This window comes from Mycobacterium sp. E3305 (genome assembly GCF_001666785.1).
In the GTDB taxonomy this organism is placed as follows: domain Bacteria; phylum Actinomycetota; class Actinomycetes; order Mycobacteriales; family Mycobacteriaceae; genus Mycobacterium.
This window is the reverse complement of record NZ_LZJA01000297.1, coordinates 22,994-41,209: the sequence shown is the minus strand read 5'-3', so window position 1 is coordinate 41,209 and position 18,216 is coordinate 22,994. Positions and strand designations below refer to the sequence as shown.

Sequence of the window (18,216 nt, the reverse complement as noted above, 5' to 3'; positions counted from 1 at the left end):
AAGCCCACGTAGTTTTGCCCTGTGAGCCACACGCCCACCACGCTGTTGGTCAATGGCCGGGTGCACAGCCCGAGCCATCCGGACGCCACCGCCATGGCGGTGCGAGGCGACGTCATCGCCTGGCTGGGCAGCGACGACGTCGGCCGCGGCCTGTTTCCCGACGCTGACATCGACGACGTGGACGGCGGTTTTGTGGCGCCGGGATTCGTGGACAGCCACATCCACCTCACCGCCACCGGCCTGACGCTCAGCGGCCTCGACCTGCGCGCGGCCGGCTCGAGAGAGCAGTGCCTCCAGCTGGTGGCCGATTACGCGGCGGCCCACCCGGGCCTTCCCGTCTGGGGCCACGGGTGGGACGAGTCCTCGTGGCCCGAGAACAGCGCGCCAACCACCGCCGACCTCGACGCCGTCCTGGGTGACCGGCCCGCCTACCTGTCCAGAGTCGACGTCCACTCCGCGCTGGCCTCGACGGCCCTGCGCCAGCGCATCGCGGACCTGCCGGCGGCCGGCGGCTTCCATCCCGACCGGCCGCTCACCGCCGACGCGCACCATCTGGTCCGCGCCGCCGCCCGCGACCAGCTCATTCCCGAACAGCTGACCGAAGCCCGCACCGCCGCCCTGCGGGCCGCCGCGGCGGCGGGCATCGTCGCGGTGCACGAATGCGCCGGACCCGAGATCGGCGGCCTCGACGACTGGCTGCGGCTGCGGTCGCTCGATCAGGGCGTCGAGGTGACCGGCTACTGGGGTGAGGCCGTGAGCACCACGGCACGGGCGCGCGCGCTCATCGAGGAGACCGGAGCCCGCGGGCTGGCCGGCGACCTGTTCGTCGACGGCGCGCTCGGGTCCCGCACCGCCTGGCTGCACGAGCCCTACGCCGACGCCGCGGACCGGTTCGGCACCTGCTACCTCGACCCCGACCTCGTCGAGGCGCACCTGCGCGCGTGCACCGAGGCCGAGGTGACCGCCGGCTTCCATGTCATCGGCGATGCCGCGGTGTCGGCGGTGGTGACGGCCCTCGAACGGGTCGTCGCCGACCTCGGGGCGGTGGCCGTCGCCCGGTGCGGGCACCGGTTGGAGCACCTTGAAATGGTCACCGCCGAGCAGGCCGGCCGCCTCGGGCAATGGGGCGTGATCGCCAGCGTGCAGCCCAACTTCGACGCGCTGTGGGGCGGCGCCGACGGCATGTACGCGCGGCGTCTCGGCGCCGAACGAGGCCGTCGGCTCAATCCGTTTGCGCTGTTAGCATCGCAAGGCGTGCCCCTCGCGCTTGGTTCCGATGCGCCAGTCACGGGCCTCGACCCGTGGGCGAGCGTGCGCGCGGCGGTCAACCACCACACGCCGGGCAGCGGGGTCTCCGCGCGGGCGGCGTTCGCCGCCGCGACCCGCGGCGGCTGGCGCGCCGCCGGCATCGACGACGGCAGGACGGGAACCCTGGTGCCGGGCGCGCTGGCCTCCTTCGCCGTCTGGGACGCCGCGGCCCTGGAGGTCCACGCGCCCCGCGACGCCGTTCAGCGCTGGTCGACGGACCCGCGCGCCCGGGTCCCGGCCTTGCCGCGCCTGGGCCCGACCGACGCCTTGCCGCGGTGCCGGCGAACGGTGCATCGGGGCGCTGTCATCCATGGCTAGGGAATGGTTCGGCCGGAAAGACCGCCCCGGCCCAGCCGACGAGCCCGACCCGGCGGCCGGCGACCTGGCGGTCCCCCCGGACACCGACCCGATCGGCGACGAAGCCGAATCGGATCGCGACGACGATCCCGCCGACATCGCCCCGGAGTCCGGGGCCGGTGACGCCGCCGCGGAACCGGGCGCCGTGCCGCTCACGCACCGACTGCGGCCGGCGCTCGCGGCGCTGGGGGCGGGAACGCTCGCGCGGCTGCCCGGCGTCCGGGCGGCCATGCTGCCGCGGCTGACCCGGTTGGCGTGCGCCATCGGGGGCGGCGTTCTGCTGTTCACCAGCTTCCCGTCGCTGAATTGGTGGTGGGCCGCGGTCGTTGCGGCCTCGCTGCTGGCCTGGGTGCTCAAGCATCCGGCAACAACTCCGGCCGGTGGTCTGGGCTACGGGTTCCTGTTCGGGCTGGCGTTCTATCTTCCGCTGCTGCCCTGGGTCAGCACGCTCGTCGGCGCCGTGCCCTGGATGGTGCTGGCGATGACGTGTGCGCTGTTTCCCGCGCTATTCGGCCTGTGCGCCGTGCTCGTGCGCGGGCTGCCGGGCTGGCCCGTCTGGTTCGCGCTGGTGTGGGCGGCCCAGGAATGGTTGAAATCGATCGTCCCGTTCGGCGGCTTCCCGTGGGGAGTGGTGGCATTCGGACAAGCGCAGGGCCCGTTCCTGCCGTTGGCCAAGCTAGGGGGGCCCGCGCTGCTCTCGTTGGCGATCGTGCTGATCGGGTTCAGCGCGACCGCGATCGAACTGGAAATCGTCAAGTGGTGGCGCACCGGCAACCGGGCGCACCGCGGTGCCGGCGAAGAGGAGGCGGCCAACGCCGATGCGGCACCGCCTGCGGTGGTGCTGCCCGGCGTCTGCATCTGCCTGGTGCTCTTCGCATCCGTCGTCGTCTGGCCGCAGGTTCGGCACGCCGGCACCGGGTCGGGCGGCGAGCCCTCGGTCACCGTCGCCCTGGTGCAGGGCAACGTGCCGCGACTCGGGCTCGACTTCAACGCGCAACGCCGGGCGGTCCTCGACAACCACGTCCGCGAGACGCTGCGGCTGGCGGAGGATGTGCGCGCGGGGCAGGCGCCACAACCCCAGTTCGTCATCTGGCCGGAGGACTCCTCCGACATCGACCCCCTGGCCAACGTCGACGCCGCGCTGGAAATCTCACAGGCGGCGACCGCGATCGGCGCGCCGATCCTGATCGGCACGGTCTCGGAGCTGCCCGGCAGCCCACCGGAGAACCCCCAATACACCAACACGATGATCGTGTGGAATCCGTCGACGGGGCCCGCCGATCGGCACGACAAAGAGATCGTGCAGCCGTTCGGCGAATACCTGCCGATGCCGTGGCTGTTCAAGCACCTATCCGGCTACGCCAACCGAGCCGGGAACATGGTGCCCCGCCCGGGCAGCGACGTCGTGCACATCGCCGGGGTGCCGATCGGGGTGGCCACCTGCTGGGAAGTGATCTTCGACCGCGTCCCGCGCAAAGCCGTCCTGAATGGCGCCCAATTGTTGGCCGTGCCGAGCAACAACGCCACCTTCAACAAGACGATGAGCGAACAACAGCTGGGCTTCGCCAAGGTGCGGGCCGTCGAGCACGATCGTTATGTGCTGGTCGCGGGCACCACCGGGATCAGCGCCGTGATCGCCCCCGACGGCGCCGAGCTGGTGCGCACCGACTTCTTCCAGCCCGATTACCTGGACATACAGGTGCGCCTGAAGACAAAACTGACGCCGGCGACCCGCTGGGGTCCCATCCTGCAATGGCTCCTGGTCGCGGTGGCCGCGGGGGCGATCCTGGCCGGGATACGGCAGAATGGTTGGTTCGCGCGTCCGGTTCGTCGGAGGTCCGAGGCCCCGAACGAATCCCCAGACACCGGTGCGCCCTCGGGTGAAGCCCCGCTTGACGAGGACAGTCCGCCCGCCGAGGGCGGGGACCAGGCGCCGCCGGGCGACGGCGGTGACTACACTCCGCTCCACGAGGGCGGCCGACGACCGTCGCGTAATTTCGGGCGACACAGAGGAGCTACATGACCACCGGCCAGCCGGCGCCCCGCGGCCCGGGGAATCGTCCCAGCGAGCGTGTCCTGGTGATCATCCCCACCTACAACGAGCGGGAGAACCTGCCGGTCATCCACCGGCGGCTGAAGGACGCGTGCCCCCACGTCCACCTGCTGATCGTCGACGACAGCAGCCCGGACGGCACCGGCGAGCTCGCCGAGGAGCTGGCGGCCGCCGACGCGGGCCGCACCCACGTGATGCACCGCACCGCCAAGGACGGCCTGGGCGCGGCGTACCTGGCGGGCTTCGCGTGGGGTCTGAGCCGCGACTACTCGGTGCTGGTCGAGATGGATGCCGACGGCAGCCACGCGCCCGAGCAGCTTCACCGTCTGCTGGACGCGGTCGACGCCGGAGCCGACCTGGCCATCGGATCCCGCTACGTCGAGGGCGGGTCGGTGCGGAACTGGCCATGGCGGCGCTGGGCGCTGTCCTGGACGGCCAACACCTACGCGCGGCTCGCGCTGGGGATCGGTGTCCACGACATCACCGCCGGCTACCGCGCCTACCGGCGGGAAGTCCTCGAGGCGATCGGTCTCGAGGCGGTGGACTCCAAGGGCTACTGCTTCCAGATCGACCTGACCTGGCGCACCGTGTGCAGCGGGTTCGTCATCGTCGAGGTGCCGATCACCTTCACCGAGCGCGAACTCGGCGTCTCCAAGATGAGCGGATCGAACATCCGCGAGGCGCTGATGAAGGTCACCCGATGGGGCATCGAGGGCCGCAAGACCCGCGCCGGCACCCAGCGCGCCGACAACCGCAGCTAAAGCGGTCTGAGGTCAGCCGCGGCGGCGTGTCCGGATGATTTCGAGCCGCTCCTTGAGCAGCTCTTCGAGCTCTTCGACGCTGCGCCGCTCCAGCAACATGTCCCAGTGCGTGCGCGGGGGCTTCACCTTCTTCGGCTCGGGCAGGTCGCCCTCGATCAGGGTGCCTTCCAAGCCGTTGCGGCACAGCCACGTGCCGGGAATTTCAGCGTCGTCGGCGAAAGGGACCTCGAACTCTTCGCCGTTCTCGGTGCGGTACTTCGCGAGCTGACGTGGGGCGAGGTCGTGATTGCGGTCGGTCTCGTAGCTCACGGCTCCGAGGCGACTGCCTCTAAGGACGCGATCAGCCATGTTGCTACTCCTCTAGGTCTACTGAACTTCGGGCTGCTGTAATGCAATTCTGTCCGCTTGGCAAACGTTGCGGCGGTCTGCGTAGTTCCCCGGTCGGGTGGCCGGCGTACGCGACGCGACCTTCAATGATACCGGGATCGCCGCGCAATCCCGACTAAAGTCGGCAGGCGTGAGCCGCCGTCCCCGCCCGCAGCCGTGCCGTTGGTGCGGTCGAGACGTGTCCGACGCCGGGATGGGACGCCGCCGCCAGTACTGCCGCCAGTCGTGCCGGCAGCGGGCGTACGAACAACGCGCCTCGTTGACCCGGGGCGGTGCCGGCGCCTCGCTGGCCTTGCCTCCCGACGCGGTGGTCCTTTCGGCCGACGACGCCGCCGACCTGTCCGACCGGGTCTACCAGGTGCGGTGCGCGGCGGAGGATGTCGCCACCGCCCTCGACGAGGGAGCGCAGGCGACCGAACTGCGCGAACTGTGCGACCTGCTGATCAGGGCCGCCCGGGCGGCCGACGGCTGGCGCCGGGTGGGCGTCTGAGCCGTCCTGACCACTGCCGATGCATAGCCGGGTACAGTCGCGCCATGGACGGCGCGTCAGTTGTATCCCGGCGTACCGGGGTCGTGAGATGCCCCGGCACCCGCGGGCGCAACGGCGCGTTCCGGATCCCCTTGGACAAGGCGTGCCTCACGCCGATGCCGGTTCTCCCGTAGCAGTCGGGAGCATCGGGCGTTTTGAAATACCGTCAGAGTTGGCCATACTCACCAGCGACATTCTTGGGCCGGAGAGCGGCACGGCATCGCATCGTGCAGCAAATTCCGTGACTCGGCGAGAGTCGCATCGGGGCAGCTGACGGCCAAGTTAGGCGAGAGGTAGTGATGGTGGATCAACTCCAGCATGCGACCGAAGCGCTGCGCAAAGCGCTGGTCCAGGTCGAGCGCCTGAAACGCACCAACCGTGCGCTGCTGGAGCGGTCGAGCGAGCCGATCGCGATCGTCGGTATGTCCTGCCGCTTCCCCGGCGGAGTCGAGACACCAGAAGACCTGTGGCAGATGGTGGCCGACGGCCGCGATGTGATCACCGATTTCCCCAACGATCGCGGCTGGGACCTGGCGAGCCTGTACGACCCGGACCCCGACGCCCGCCACAAGACCTATGCGCGGACCGGCGGTTTCGTGGACGGTGTCGCCGACTTCGATCCGGCCTTTTTCGGCATCGCTCCGAGCGAGGCACTCGCGATGGACCCGCAACATCGGATGCTGCTGGAACTGTCTTGGGAGGCCTTGGAACGGGGCGGCATCGACCCGAGCGGGCTGCGGGGCAGCGCGACCGGGGTGTTCGCCGGGCTTATCGTCCAGGGCTACGGCATGCTCGCCGAGGAGATCGAGGGCTACCGCCTGACCGGCATGACCTCCAGCGTCGCCTCCGGTCGGGTGTCGTATGTGCTGGGACTCGAGGGCCCGGCGGTGTCGGTGGACACGGCGTGTTCGTCGTCGTTGGTCGCGTTGCACATGGCGGTTCAGTCGTTGCGCTCGGGGGAGTGCGATCTGGCGCTGGCCGGGGGCGCGACCGTCAACGCCACCCCGACGGTCTTCGTCGAGTTCAGCCGCCACCGAGGGCTGGCCCCCGACGGCCGGTCCAAGGCGTACGCCGGGGCTGCCGACGGAGTCGGCTGGTCGGAGGGCGGGGCGATGCTCGTCGTCGAGCGGCTCTCGGATGCCAGGCGGTTGGGCCATCCGGTGCTGGCGCTGGTGCGCGGCTCGGCGGTCAATCAGGACGGCGCATCGAACGGGCTGACCGCGCCCAACGGCCCCTCGCAGCAGCGGGTGGTGCGGGCGGCGCTGGCCAATGCCGGCCTGTCGACGGCAGACGTCGACGTGGTGGAAGGCCACGGAACAGGCACCACGCTGGGCGACCCCATCGAGGCCCAGGCGTTGTTGGCGACGTACGGCCAGGACCGGCCCGAGCCCCTGTGGCTGGGCTCGATCAAGTCGAACATGGGCCATACCCAGGCCGCCGCGGGCGTGGCGGGCGTGATCAAGATGGTCCAGGCCATGCGTCACGAAATGCTGCCGGCGACACTGCATGTGGACGTGCCCAGCCCGCACGTCGATTGGTCGGCGGGATCGGTCTCGTTGCTGACCGAGGCGCGGCCCTGGCCCGCGAATCGCCACGTACAACGGGCCGGGGTGTCGTCGTTCGGGATCAGCGGCACCAACGCACACGTGATCATCGAGGCGGTCCCGGCGCCCGAGCCGCTGACCGACCGCCCGAAGCCCGCGACGGTGCCGTGGGCGTTGTCGGCAAAGTCACTGTCGGCGTTGAGGTCTCAGGCCGCCCGGTTGGCCGGGCACCTGCGCGGCCACGACGAGATCGACGTCGCCGACGTGGCCTGGTCGTTGGCCGGCCGCGCCACCTTCGAGCACCGGGCCGTCGTCGTCGGTGCCGATCGGGATCGATTGCTGGCCGGGCTCGACGAGTTGACCGCCTCAGATATTCAGGACCCGGCCGGTTCGGTCATCCAGGGCAGCGCGCCACCCGCGGGCAAGAACGTCTTCGTGTTCCCCGGCCAAGGCTCGCAATGGCTGGGTATGGGGATCGAATTGCTCGACACCGCACCGGTATTCGCGCACCAGATCGACGCGTGCGCGGAAGTCTTCGCGGAATTCGTCGACTGGTCGCTGATCGACGTGCTGCGCGGCAACGCGGACGCCCCGGGCTTGGACCGGGTGGACGTCGTGCAGCCGGTGCTGTTCGCGGTGATGGTGTCGCTGGCCGAACTGTGGAAGTCGGTCGGCGTCAGCCCCGACGCGGTGATCGGCCATTCGCAGGGAGAGATCGCCGCCGCGTTCGTCGCCGGCGCGCTGTCGCTGCGCGACGCCGCTCAGGTGGTCACGCTGCGCAGCAAGTTGTTGCGGTCGATGGCCCACTCCGGAGGCATGCTGTCCATCGCGTGCAGCACCGAACGCGCACGGGAGTTGTTGGCGCCCTACGGCAACCGTGTCAGCATCGCCGCCGTCAACGGCCCCTCGGCGGTGGTCGTGTCGGGCGAAGTGGCCGCGCTCGACGAACTCGCCGGTTTCTGCGTGGACCTGGAGCTGCGCACCCGCCGGATCGACGTGGACTACGCGTCGCACTCGGTCGAGGTCGAGGCCATTCGCGACGAGCTGGCCGAGGCCCTGGCCGGTATCGAGCCCCGTTCCTCGCGTGTCGCCTTCTTCTCCACCGTGACCGGAAGCCGTTTGGACACAGCCGGTTTGGACGCGGCCTACTGGTACCGCAACATTCGGCAGACCGTGCAGTTCGACCAGGCGGTGCGCGCCGCCTGCGAGCACGGGTACCGCACGTTCATCGAATCGAGCCCGCACCCCGCGCTGATCGCCGGGATCGAAGGCAGCGCCAACGACTGCCTGAAAAACTCGGCCGGCGACCCCGAGGCCATCGTGGTTCCCACCCTGGGCCGCGATGACGGCGGCCTCGAGCGCTTCCTCACGTCGGCCGCCGCAGCATTCGCGGCCGGTGTGAGCGTGAACTGGCGTGGCGTCTTGTCCGGGGCGGGCTTCGTGGAACTGCCCACCTACGCCTTTGACCGGCGCAGGTTTTGGCTGTCCGGCGAGGGCATCGGGGCCGACGCCGCCGGGCTGGGGCTCGGGACCAGCGAGCACGCATTGCTCAGCGCGGTCGTCGAACTGCCGGCCTCGGACGGGGTGCTGCTGACCGGCCGGCTGTCGCCCGGCCTGCAGGGCTGGCTGGCCGATCACGCCGTCTCCGGTGCCGCGGTGTTCCCCGGCGCGGGTTTCGTCGAGTTGGCGATCCGGGCCGGCGACGAAGTCGGCTGCTCGGTGGTCGACGAACTCACATTGCAGGCGCCCCTGATGTTGCCCGCGGCCAGTTCCGTTGCCGTGCAGGTCGTTGTCGGTCCCAGCGAAGAATCGGGGCGCCGCGCCGTCTCGGTGTTCTCCCGCGCCGACGCCGGTTCGGCGTGGGTGTGTCACGCGGAGGGTGTGCTGAGTTCGCGGTCCATCGAGCCCCGCGCCGATCTGTCGGTGTGGCCGCCCGCGGGCGCGGTTGCCGTGGAGGTCGCCGACGGCTACGACCAGCTCGCGGCGCACGGCTACGGGTACGGCCCGGCGTTTCGTGGTTTGACCGCGACGTGGACCCGCGGAGACGAGGTGTTCGCCGAGGTGCGGCTGCCGGACGCGGCGGGAGGCGTCGGCGGTTTCGGCGTGCACCCGGCGTTGCTCGACGCGGCGATGCATGCCGTCATCATGGCCCAGCAGGCGGCGGGCCAGCCCGTCGAAGTGATGTTGCCGTTCTCGTGGCAGGACGTGTCGTTGCATGCCGCGGGCGCGACCGCGGTCCGCGTGCGGATCGCACCGACCGACAATGGCCCGCATGCGGGTGCCGGCACCGCCGCCATCTCGATCGAGCTGGCCGACGGGCTGGGCCTGCCGGTGCTGTCGGTGGGGACGATGGTCGCCCGGCCGGTGAGCGAGCGGCAGCTGCGTGCGGCGGTGTCGAGCTCCGGCCCGGAGCGATTGTTCGACGTTGCCTGGTCGCCGGCCTCCGCAACGGCCGTCACGGACCAGGCGCCGCCGCACGAGATTCTGGAATCCCTTGCCGGTGAACAAGATCCGGTCACCGCAACCTACGAGCGCACCCACCGGGCGCTGGCCGCCGCACAGGCATGGCTGACCGAGCGCGACTCCGGCGTGCTGATCGTGGCCACCCGGGGGGCGGTCGGACTGCCGGGCGAGGACATCAGCGACCTGCCCGGCGCGGCCGTATGGGGGCTGGTGCGTTCGGCGCAGACGGAGCACCCCGGCCGCATCGTCCTGGTGGATTCCGATGTGCCGCTCGATGATCGGGCGGTCGCGTCGGCGCTCGCGACCGGCGAACCCCAGGTCTTGCTGCGCAACGGCCAGGTCTACACCGCGCGGGTTCGGCCCAGCCGCGCGGTCGACGACCTTTTGGTGCCTCCGGGCGACGGTCCCTGGCGACTGGGCATCGGCACCGCCGGCACCTTTGAAAACCTGCGGCTGGAGCCGGTTCCCAACGCCGACGCGCCGCTGGAGCCGGGTCAGGTGCGGGTGGCGCTGCGCGCGATCGCGGCCAACTTCCGCGACATCATGATCACTCTGGGCATGTTCACCCATGACGCGTTGCTCGGTGGTGAAGGCGCCGGCGTGGTCGTCGAAGTCGGTCCCGGGGTCAACGAATTCGCCGTCGGCGACTCGGTTTACGGATTTTTCCCCGACGGTAGCGGCACGCTGGTCCCGGGCGATGTCCGCCTGCTGCAGCCGATGCCGGCGGACTGGTCCTACGCCGAGGCCGCCGCGATCTCGGCGGTCTTCACCACCGCGTACATGGCCTTCGTGCACCTGGCCGATGTCAAGCCGGGCCAGCGGGTGCTGGTGCATGCGGCGGCCGGCGGTGTCGGCATGGCCGCGGTCCAGCTCGGCCGCTACCTGGGTCTCGAGATCTTCGCGACTGCCAGCCGCGGTAAATGGGACACGTTGCGGGCCATGGGCTTCGACGACGACCACATCTCGGATTCCCGCAGCCTGGAGTTCGAGGAGAAGTTCCGGGCCGTGACCGCCGGTCGCGGGGTGGATGTGGTGCTCGATTCGCTGGCGGGCGACTTCGTGGACGCCTCCCTGCGCCTGGTGGCTCCCGGCGGCGTGTTCTTGGAGATGGGCAAGACCGACATCCGCGACCCCGGCGTGATCGCCCAGCAATACCCCGGCGTGCGCTACCGCGCCTTCGACCTCTTCGAGCCCGGCCGTCCCCGGATGCACCAGTGGATGAACGAGTTAGCCGGGCTCTTCGAAGCCGGTGTGCTACGGCCGTTGCCGGTGACCACCTTCGACATCCGGCGCGGTCGCGCGGCGTTGCGGTACCTGAGCCAGGCCCGCCACATCGGCAAGGTCGTCATGACCCTTCCGGGTGCCCTGGCGACCGGCACGGTGCTCATCACCGGTGGAACCGGGATGGCGGGTTCGACGCTGGCCCGCCACCTCGTCGCGCACCACGGTGTGCGGAACATGGTGTTGCTCAGCCGCACCGGTCCCGACGCGCCCGGGGCAGCCGAGCTGATCGCCGAATTGGAGCAAGCCGGCGCCCGGGTGCGCGCCGTCGCGTGCGATGCCGCCGACCGGGCGGCATTGGCCTCGGTGCTCGCCGACATCCCGGCGGAGCATCCGCTGAGCGGGGTGATCCATGCCGCGGGCGTGCTCGACGACGCGGTCGTCACATCCTTGACCGCTGAGCGAGTGGACGCGGTGTTGCGCGCCAAGGTCGATGCGGCCTGGAATCTGCACGAGCTCACCCGCGACCTCGATCTCGCTGCGTTCGTGATGTTTTCGTCGATGGCCGGGCTGGTGGGGTCGTCGGGCCAGGCCAACTACGCGGCGGCCAACTCGTTCCTCGACGGGCTGGCCGCGCACCGCCGGGCTCTCGGGTTGCCCGCGATCTCGCTGGGCTGGGGACTGTGGGATCAGGCCAGCGCCATGACCGGTGGGCTGGACGCCGCCGACATCGCCCGGCTCGGTCGCGACGGGATCCTGGCTCTGTCGTCGGACGAGGCGATGGAATTGTTCGACGCCGCCCTGATCGTCGACGAGCCGTTCCTCGCGCCCGCCCGCATCGACCTGAACGCGCTGCGCGCCCACGCCACCGCAGTGCCACCCATGTTCGCCGAACTGGTCAACGCGCCCGCGCGGCGTCAGGTCGACGACTCACTGGCCGCCGCCAAATCGAAATCGGCCTTGGCGCATCGGCTGCACGGCCTGACCGAACCCGAACAACACGCCGTGCTGCTGGACCTGGTCCGCGCGCACATCGCCACCGTGTTGGGCAACACCACACCGGAGGCGATCGACCCGGACAAGGCGTTCCAGGACTTGGGCTTCGACTCGCTGACCGCGGTCGAAATGCGCAACCGGCTGAAAACCGCGACCGGGCTTGCCCTTTCACCCACCCTCATCTTCGACTACCCGACACCGAACGGCCTCGCGGGTTACATTCGGGGCGAACTCGCGGGAGTGCCGCAGGAAGTCGCGCCCGCCCCGGCCGTCCGTGCCGTCGGCGACGACCCGATCGTGATCGTCGGCATGGCGTGCCGGTATCCGGGCGGGGTCACTTCCCCCGACGATCTGTGGCGGATGCTCGTCGAGCAGCGTGACGTGCTCTCGGACTTCCCCACCGACCGCGGCTGGGACCTGGCCGGCATCTACAACCCGGACCCCGACGTCCCTGGCACGTGTTACACCCGCACCGGCGGGTTCGTCGAGGGCGTCGCGGACTTCGACCCCGCCTTCTTCGGTATCGCGCCCAGCGAGGCGCTGGCGATGGACCCGCAGCAGCGGATGTTCCTCGAGCTGTCCTGGGAAGCCTTGGAGCGGGCCGGAATCGAACCCGGCGCGTTGCGGGGCAGCGCGACCGGCGTCTTCGCCGGGGTCTACACGCAGGGCTATGGCATGGGCGCCGCCCCGGCCGCGGAGGGCTTCCGCCTGACCGGGCAGTCGTCGAGCGTGGCGTCGGGCCGGGTGTCGTACGCCCTGGGCCTGGAGGGCCCGGCGGTGTCGGTGGACACGGCGTGTTCCTCGTCGCTGGTGGCGCTGCACATGGCGGCGCAGTCCCTGCGCTCGGGCGAATGCGACCTGGCGCTCGCCGGCGGCGTCACCGTGAACGCCACACCCGACATCTTCGTGGAATTCAGCCGCATGCGCGGGCTTTCCGCCGACGGCCGATGCAAGGCGTACGCCGGGGCCGCCGACGGCACCGGATTCTCCGAGGGCGGCGGCATGCTGGTGGTCGAGCGGTTGTCGGATGCGCAGCGGCTCGGGCACCCGGTGCTGGCGGTGGTCCGCGGTTCGGCGATCAACCAGGACGGCGCCTCCAACGGCCTCACCGCGCCCAACGGCCCGTCCCAGCAGCGGGTGGTGCGCGCCGCGCTGGCCAACGCCGGCCTGTCCGCGGCCGACGTCGACGTCGTCGAAGGCCACGGCACGGGGACCACGTTGGGCGATCCCATTGAGGCCCAGGCGTTGTTGGCCACTTACGGGCAGGGCCGTGCCGAACCGCTCCTGCTTGGCTCGATCAAGTCGAACATCGGTCACACGCAGGCCGCCGCCGGCGTGGCCGGCGTGATCAAGATGGTGCTGGCGATGCGCCACGACCTGCTGCCGGCGACGCTGCACGTCGACGAACCCAGCCCGCACGTCGACTGGTCGATGGGTTCGGTGGCGCTGCTGACCGAGTCGCAGCCCTGGACGGCCGATCATCCGCGGCGGGCCGGCGTGTCGTCATTCGGCATCAGCGGCACCAACGCGCACGTGATCATCGAGTCCGCGCCCGTCGGCGCCGCGCCGGTTGCCGAACGCGCCACGGCGCCGCTCGTTCCGTGGGTGGTATCCGCGAAGTCGTTGTCGGCGTTGGGTTCCCAGGCCGCACGGCTGGCCGAGCACGTACGCCAGCGCGGCGACCTCGACGCCGGTGATGTGGCGTGGTCGTTGGCTGGCCGGTCGAACTTCGAGCATCGCGCCGTCGTTGTGGGTGGTGATCGCGAGCTGTTGCTGGCCGGCCTCGATGAGTTGGCCGCCGGTGAACTCGGAGCGGTCGTCCAGGGCACGGTCACGCCCGGCGGCAAGACCGTCTTCGTCTTCCCCGGCCAGGGCGCCCAAATTCTCGGCATGGGCATGGGTTTGCACGCCGCCTACCCGGTGTTCGCCGAGGCGTTCAACACCGTCGTGGCCGAGTTGGACCGGCATTTGCTGCGGCCGTTGCGCGAAGTCATGTGGGGCCACGACGAAAATCTCTTGAACACCACCGAATTCGCCCAGCCGGCGTTGTTCGCGGTGGAAGTCGCCCTGTTCCGGTTGCTCGAATCCTGGGGCATCCATCCCGACTTCGTGCTGGGCCACTCGATTGGTGAGCTGTCGGCCGCGCACGTCGCCGGCGTCTTGTCGCTGGAAAACGCGGCGGTGCTGGTCGCCGCTCGCGGCCGTTTCATGCAGGCCCTGCCCGAGGGTGGGGCGATGATCGCCGTGCAGGCCACCGAGGATGAGGTGCGACCGCTGCTGGTGCCCGGGGTCGGCATCGCCGCGGTCAACGGGCCGATGTCGGTGGTCATTTCGGGGGTCGAGGACAAGGTGTCCGCGATTGCGGGCCAACTCCGGGCCGACGGGCGCCGTGTCCACCAGTTGGCGGTGTCCCACGCGTTCCACTCGCCGTTGATGGATCCGATGGTCGACGAATTCGGCACGGTCGCCGCCGGTCTCGCAATCGGCAGCCCGACGATACCGATCGTGTCGAACCTCACCGGACAGCTGGCGGCCGACGACTTCGCTTCGGCGGCCTATTGGAAACGGCACATCCGCGAAGCCGTGCGGTTCGCCGACAGCGTGCGCTTCGTGCATTCGGCCGGCGCAAACCGCTTCCTCGAGGTCGGTCCCAGCAGCGGGTTGACGGCATCGATCGAAGAATCGCTTCCCGACGCTCCGGTGATCACCATGTCGGCGCTACGCAAAGACCGCCCGGAGCCGCTGGCCCTGACCAACGCGGTCGCGCAGGGATTCGTCGCCGGGATGGACGTGGACTGGCGCCGCGCCATCGGCAAAGCCAATTTCGTGGAATTGCCCACCTACGCGTTCGAGCGCCGGCGGTTCTGGCTCTCCGGCGCCGGAGCCACGGTCGACGCCGCGGGTTTGGGGCTCGCGCCCGGCGAGCACGCCCTGCTCGGTGCGGTGGTGGAACTGCCGGCGTCCGGCGGGGTGGTACTGACGGGCCGGTTGTCGCCCAGTGCGCAGGGCTGGCTGGCGGATCACGCCGTCGGCGGCGTGGTGCTGTTCCCCGGCGCTGGATTCGTGGAGCTCGCGATCCGCGCCGGCGACGAGGTGGGCTGCGGCGTTGTCGACGAGCTGAATCTGGCGGCGCCGCTGGTGTTGCCGGGCTCCGGATCGGTCGCGGTGCAGGTCGTCGTCGGCGGCGCTGACGAATCGGGTGCCCGTGCGGTGTCGGTCTTTTCGCGCGCTGACGTGGGTTCGGGCTGGTCGTTGCACGCCGAGGGCGTCCTGCGTGCGGGCGAGGTGCAGCCGAGCGCGGACCTGTCGGTGTGGCCACCGATGGGTGCCACCGCGGTCGACGTCGGCGACGGCTATGAGCGCCTCGCCGAGCGCGGATACGGCTACGGCCCCGCGTTCCGCGGCCTGACCTCGATGTGGCGTCGCGGCGACGAAGTCTTCGCGGAAGTGACCCTGCCCGCGGACACGGGGGTTTCGGCGGCCGGGTTCGGCGTCCACCCGGTTATGCTCGACGCGGCCCTGCACGCGGTGATCTTGGCGTCCGACGGCGACGAACTCCCCGAAGGTTCGATGTTGGTGCCATTCTCCTGGCAGCGGGTCTCGCTGCACGCCGCGGGCGCGACGGCGGTGCGCGCACGGATCGTGCCGGTGAGTGATTCGGCGGTGTCGATCGAACTTGCCGACGGGTTGGGGCTGCCGGTGCTCTCGGTGGCGTCGATGGTGGCCCGGCCGGTGACCGACCAGCAGCTGCTGGCGGCGGTCTCGAGTTCGGGACCCGACCGGCTCTTCGAGGTCATCTGGTCGGCCCAGCGGTCGACGTCGGTGCAGCCTGTGACGGTATCACTCTGGGGCGCAACGGAATCAGATGGTCCCGAGACGCAGCCGTCGGCGGTCGTCTTCGAATCGGCGCCGGTGGTCGACGATGTCGTGGCCGATGTCTACGCGGCCACGCGCGCGGTCCTGCCGGTGCTGCAGTCCTGGCTGGCCCGCGACGGCGCGGGCACCCTGGTCGTGGCGACCCGCGGCGCGATGGCGTTGCCGGGGGAGGACGTCACCGATCTTGCGGGCGCGGCGGTGTGGGGACTGGTGCGCTCGGCGCAAACCGAACACCCCGGTCGCATCGTGCTCGTCGACACCGATGCCCGGTTGGACGACGAGTCCGTCGGAGCGGCGTTGTCGGTCGGCGAGCCGCAGGTATTGCTGCGCGACGGGGCGGTGTACACCGCGCGGGTGCATGGCACTCGCGCAGTCGGCGGCCTGCTGGTGCCCCCGGCCGACGGGCCGTGGCGACTCGGCATGAGCAGTTACGGCACGTTCGAGAATCTGCGGCTGGAACGGATCCCGGACGCCGACGCCCCGCTGGCGCCCGGGCAGGTTCGGGTCGCCCTGTCGGCCCTGGCCGCCAACTTCCGCGACGTGATGATCGCGCTGGGGCTCTACCCGGACCCGGATGCCGTCATGGGCATCGAGGCCTCTGGTGTGGTCATCGAAACTGGGCCGGGCAGCGGGCGTTTCGCGGTCGGCGACCGGGTGATGGGTCTGTTCCCCGATGGCACCGGCACGATCGGCAGGACCGACCAGCGCCTGCTCGCCAAGATGCCGGCCGGGTGGTCGCACACCGCGGCCGCCACCACCACGGTGGTATTCGCCACCGCCTTCTACGCGCTGGTGGACCTGGCCGCCGCCAAACGGGGCCAGCGGGTGCTGGTGCACGCCGCCGCCGGTGGGGTGGGAATGGCCGCGGTGCAGCTGGCCCGCCACCTGGGCCTCGAAGTCTTCGCGACCGCCAGCCGGGGCAAGTGGGACACCCTGCGCGCCATGGGCTTTGACGAGGACCACATCTCGGACTCCCGCAGCCTGGACTTCGAGGAGAAGTTCCGGGCGGTCACCGGCGGGCGCGGCATGGACCTGGTGCTGGACTCGCTGTCCGGCGACTTCGTCGACGCCTCCCTGCGACTCGTCGCCCCCGGCGGCGCGTTCCTGGAGATGGGCAAGACCGACATGCGCGACCCCGAGGCGGTGGCCCAGGCACACGCCGGTGTGCGCTATCGCGCCTTCGACCTGTTCGAGGCCGGGCCGGACCGCATCGCGCAGATACTCGACGAACTGACCGCGATGTTCGGTGATGACGTGCTGCGGCCGTTGCCGGTAACCAGGTTTGACGTACGACGCGCACCGGCGGCATTGCGGTATTTGAGCCAGGCCCGCCACGTGGGCAAGGTCGTCATGACCATGCCGGACGCCTGGGCGGCGGGCACCGTCATGATCACCGGTGCCACCGGGATGGCGGGTTCGGCCCTGGCCCGCCACGTGGTCAGGCGCCACGACGCGCGGAACCTGGTGCTGGTCAGCCGGCGTGGTCTCGACGCGCCGGGCGCCGCCGAACTGGTGACGGAACTCAACGCCGCCGGTGCGCAGGTGCAGGTGGTGGCCTGTGACGCCGCCGACCGCGAGGCGCTGGCCAAGGTGATCGCCGACATTCCGGTGCACCGGCCGCTGTCGGGTGTGATCCACGCGGCCGGTGTACTCGACGACGCGGTGATCTCGTCGCTCACCCCGGAGCGGGTGGCGTCGGTGTTGCGGGCCAAGGTCGATGCCGCATGGAACCTGCACGAGCTGACCCGCGACCTGGATGTGTCTGCGTTCGTGATGTTTTCGTCGATGGCGGGTTTGGCGGGAGCGTCGGGTCAGGCCAACTACGCGGCGGCCAACTCGTTCCTGGATGGACTGGCCGTGCACCGGCGCAACCATGGCCTGCCGGCGATGTCGCTGGCGTGGGGGTTGTGGGATCAGGCCAGCGCCATGACCGGCGCGCTCGGTGCGGCCGACCGTGCCCGGTTCGGCCGCGACGGAATCGTCGCGATGTCGTCCGATGAGGCACTGGAATTGATGGACACCGCGCTCATCGTCGACGAGCCGTTCCTGTTGCCCGCCCACATCGACCTCGCCGCGTTGCGGGTCAAGTTCGATAGCGGGACGCTGCCGCCGATGTTCGTCGATCTGATCAACGCGCCGACCCGGCGTCAGGTCGACGATTCGCTGGCCGCGGCGAAGTCGAAATCCGCTCTGCTGCAGCGCCTCGAAGGGCTTCCGGAGGACGAGCAGCAGGCGGTTCTGCTGGACTTGGTGCGGGCCAACATCGCCACCGTGCTCGGCAACTCCAGCCCGGAGTCGATCGACCCCGACCGCGCATTCCAGGAATTGGGTTTCGACTCGCTGACCGCGGTCGAAATGCGCAACCGGCTGAAATCCGCTACCGGCCTGGCGTTGTCACCCACGCTGATCTTCGATTACCCGAACTCCGCCGCCCTGGCCGGTTACATGCACCGCGAACTCGTCGGCGCGGCCGAGCAGCAGACGCCCGCCGCCGCGCCGGGTGAGGCCGAGATCCAGCGCGCCGTGGGTTCGATTCCGGTCAAGCGCCTGCGGCAGGCCGGGGTGCTGGAGCTGTTGCTCGCGTTGGCGAACGAGGCCGACGGCGGTCGGGGGGGCGGACAGTCGCCGGCCGCCGCGGCGACCTCGGAGAAGGACATCGCGGACATGGATCTCGAGGATCTCGTCAACGCGGCGCTGATGGACGACGACGAGTAGCCATGG

At 70.5% G+C, this 18,216-nt stretch carries 4 protein-coding genes and 1 pseudogene; 4 read left to right on the top strand and 1 reads right to left on the bottom strand.

Translation table 11 applies throughout. The annotated features are described in order from the left end of the window. Window positions 1–93: 93 nt before the first annotated feature. A complete protein-coding gene (locus tag A5701_RS25815; protein WP_156670269.1) occupies window positions 94–1,626 on the top strand; it encodes an amidohydrolase in 1,533 nt (510 codons plus the stop codon). A gap of 268 nt (window positions 1,627–1,894) precedes the next feature. Then, window positions 1,895–4,479: pseudogene (gene lnt, locus A5701_RS25810) on the top strand (apolipoprotein N-acyltransferase). Window positions 4,480–4,491: 12 nt separating this feature from the next. Here the strand turns inward: lnt and A5701_RS25800 are convergent. After that, the gene (locus A5701_RS25800) at window positions 4,492–4,827 is read right to left on the bottom strand and encodes an RNA polymerase-binding protein RbpA (RefSeq protein WP_067760885.1); all 336 of its coding nucleotides are present in this window, start codon (window positions 4,825–4,827) and stop codon (window positions 4,492–4,494) included. 169 nt (window positions 4,828–4,996) lie between these two features. Between A5701_RS25800 and A5701_RS25795 the strand changes: the two genes are divergently transcribed. Both A5701_RS25795 and A5701_RS25790 read left to right on the top strand, forming a co-directional pair. Then, on the top strand, window positions 4,997–5,356 hold the full coding sequence (locus tag A5701_RS25795; RefSeq protein ID WP_082950444.1) for a hypothetical protein: 360 nt from the start codon (window positions 4,997–4,999) through the stop codon (window positions 5,354–5,356). A 338-nt stretch (window positions 5,357–5,694) separates the two neighbouring features. Continuing rightward, a complete protein-coding gene (locus tag A5701_RS25790; protein ID WP_067760882.1) occupies window positions 5,695–18,210 on the top strand; it encodes a type I polyketide synthase in 12,516 nt (4,171 codons plus the stop codon). Window positions 18,211–18,216 lie beyond the last annotated feature (6 nt).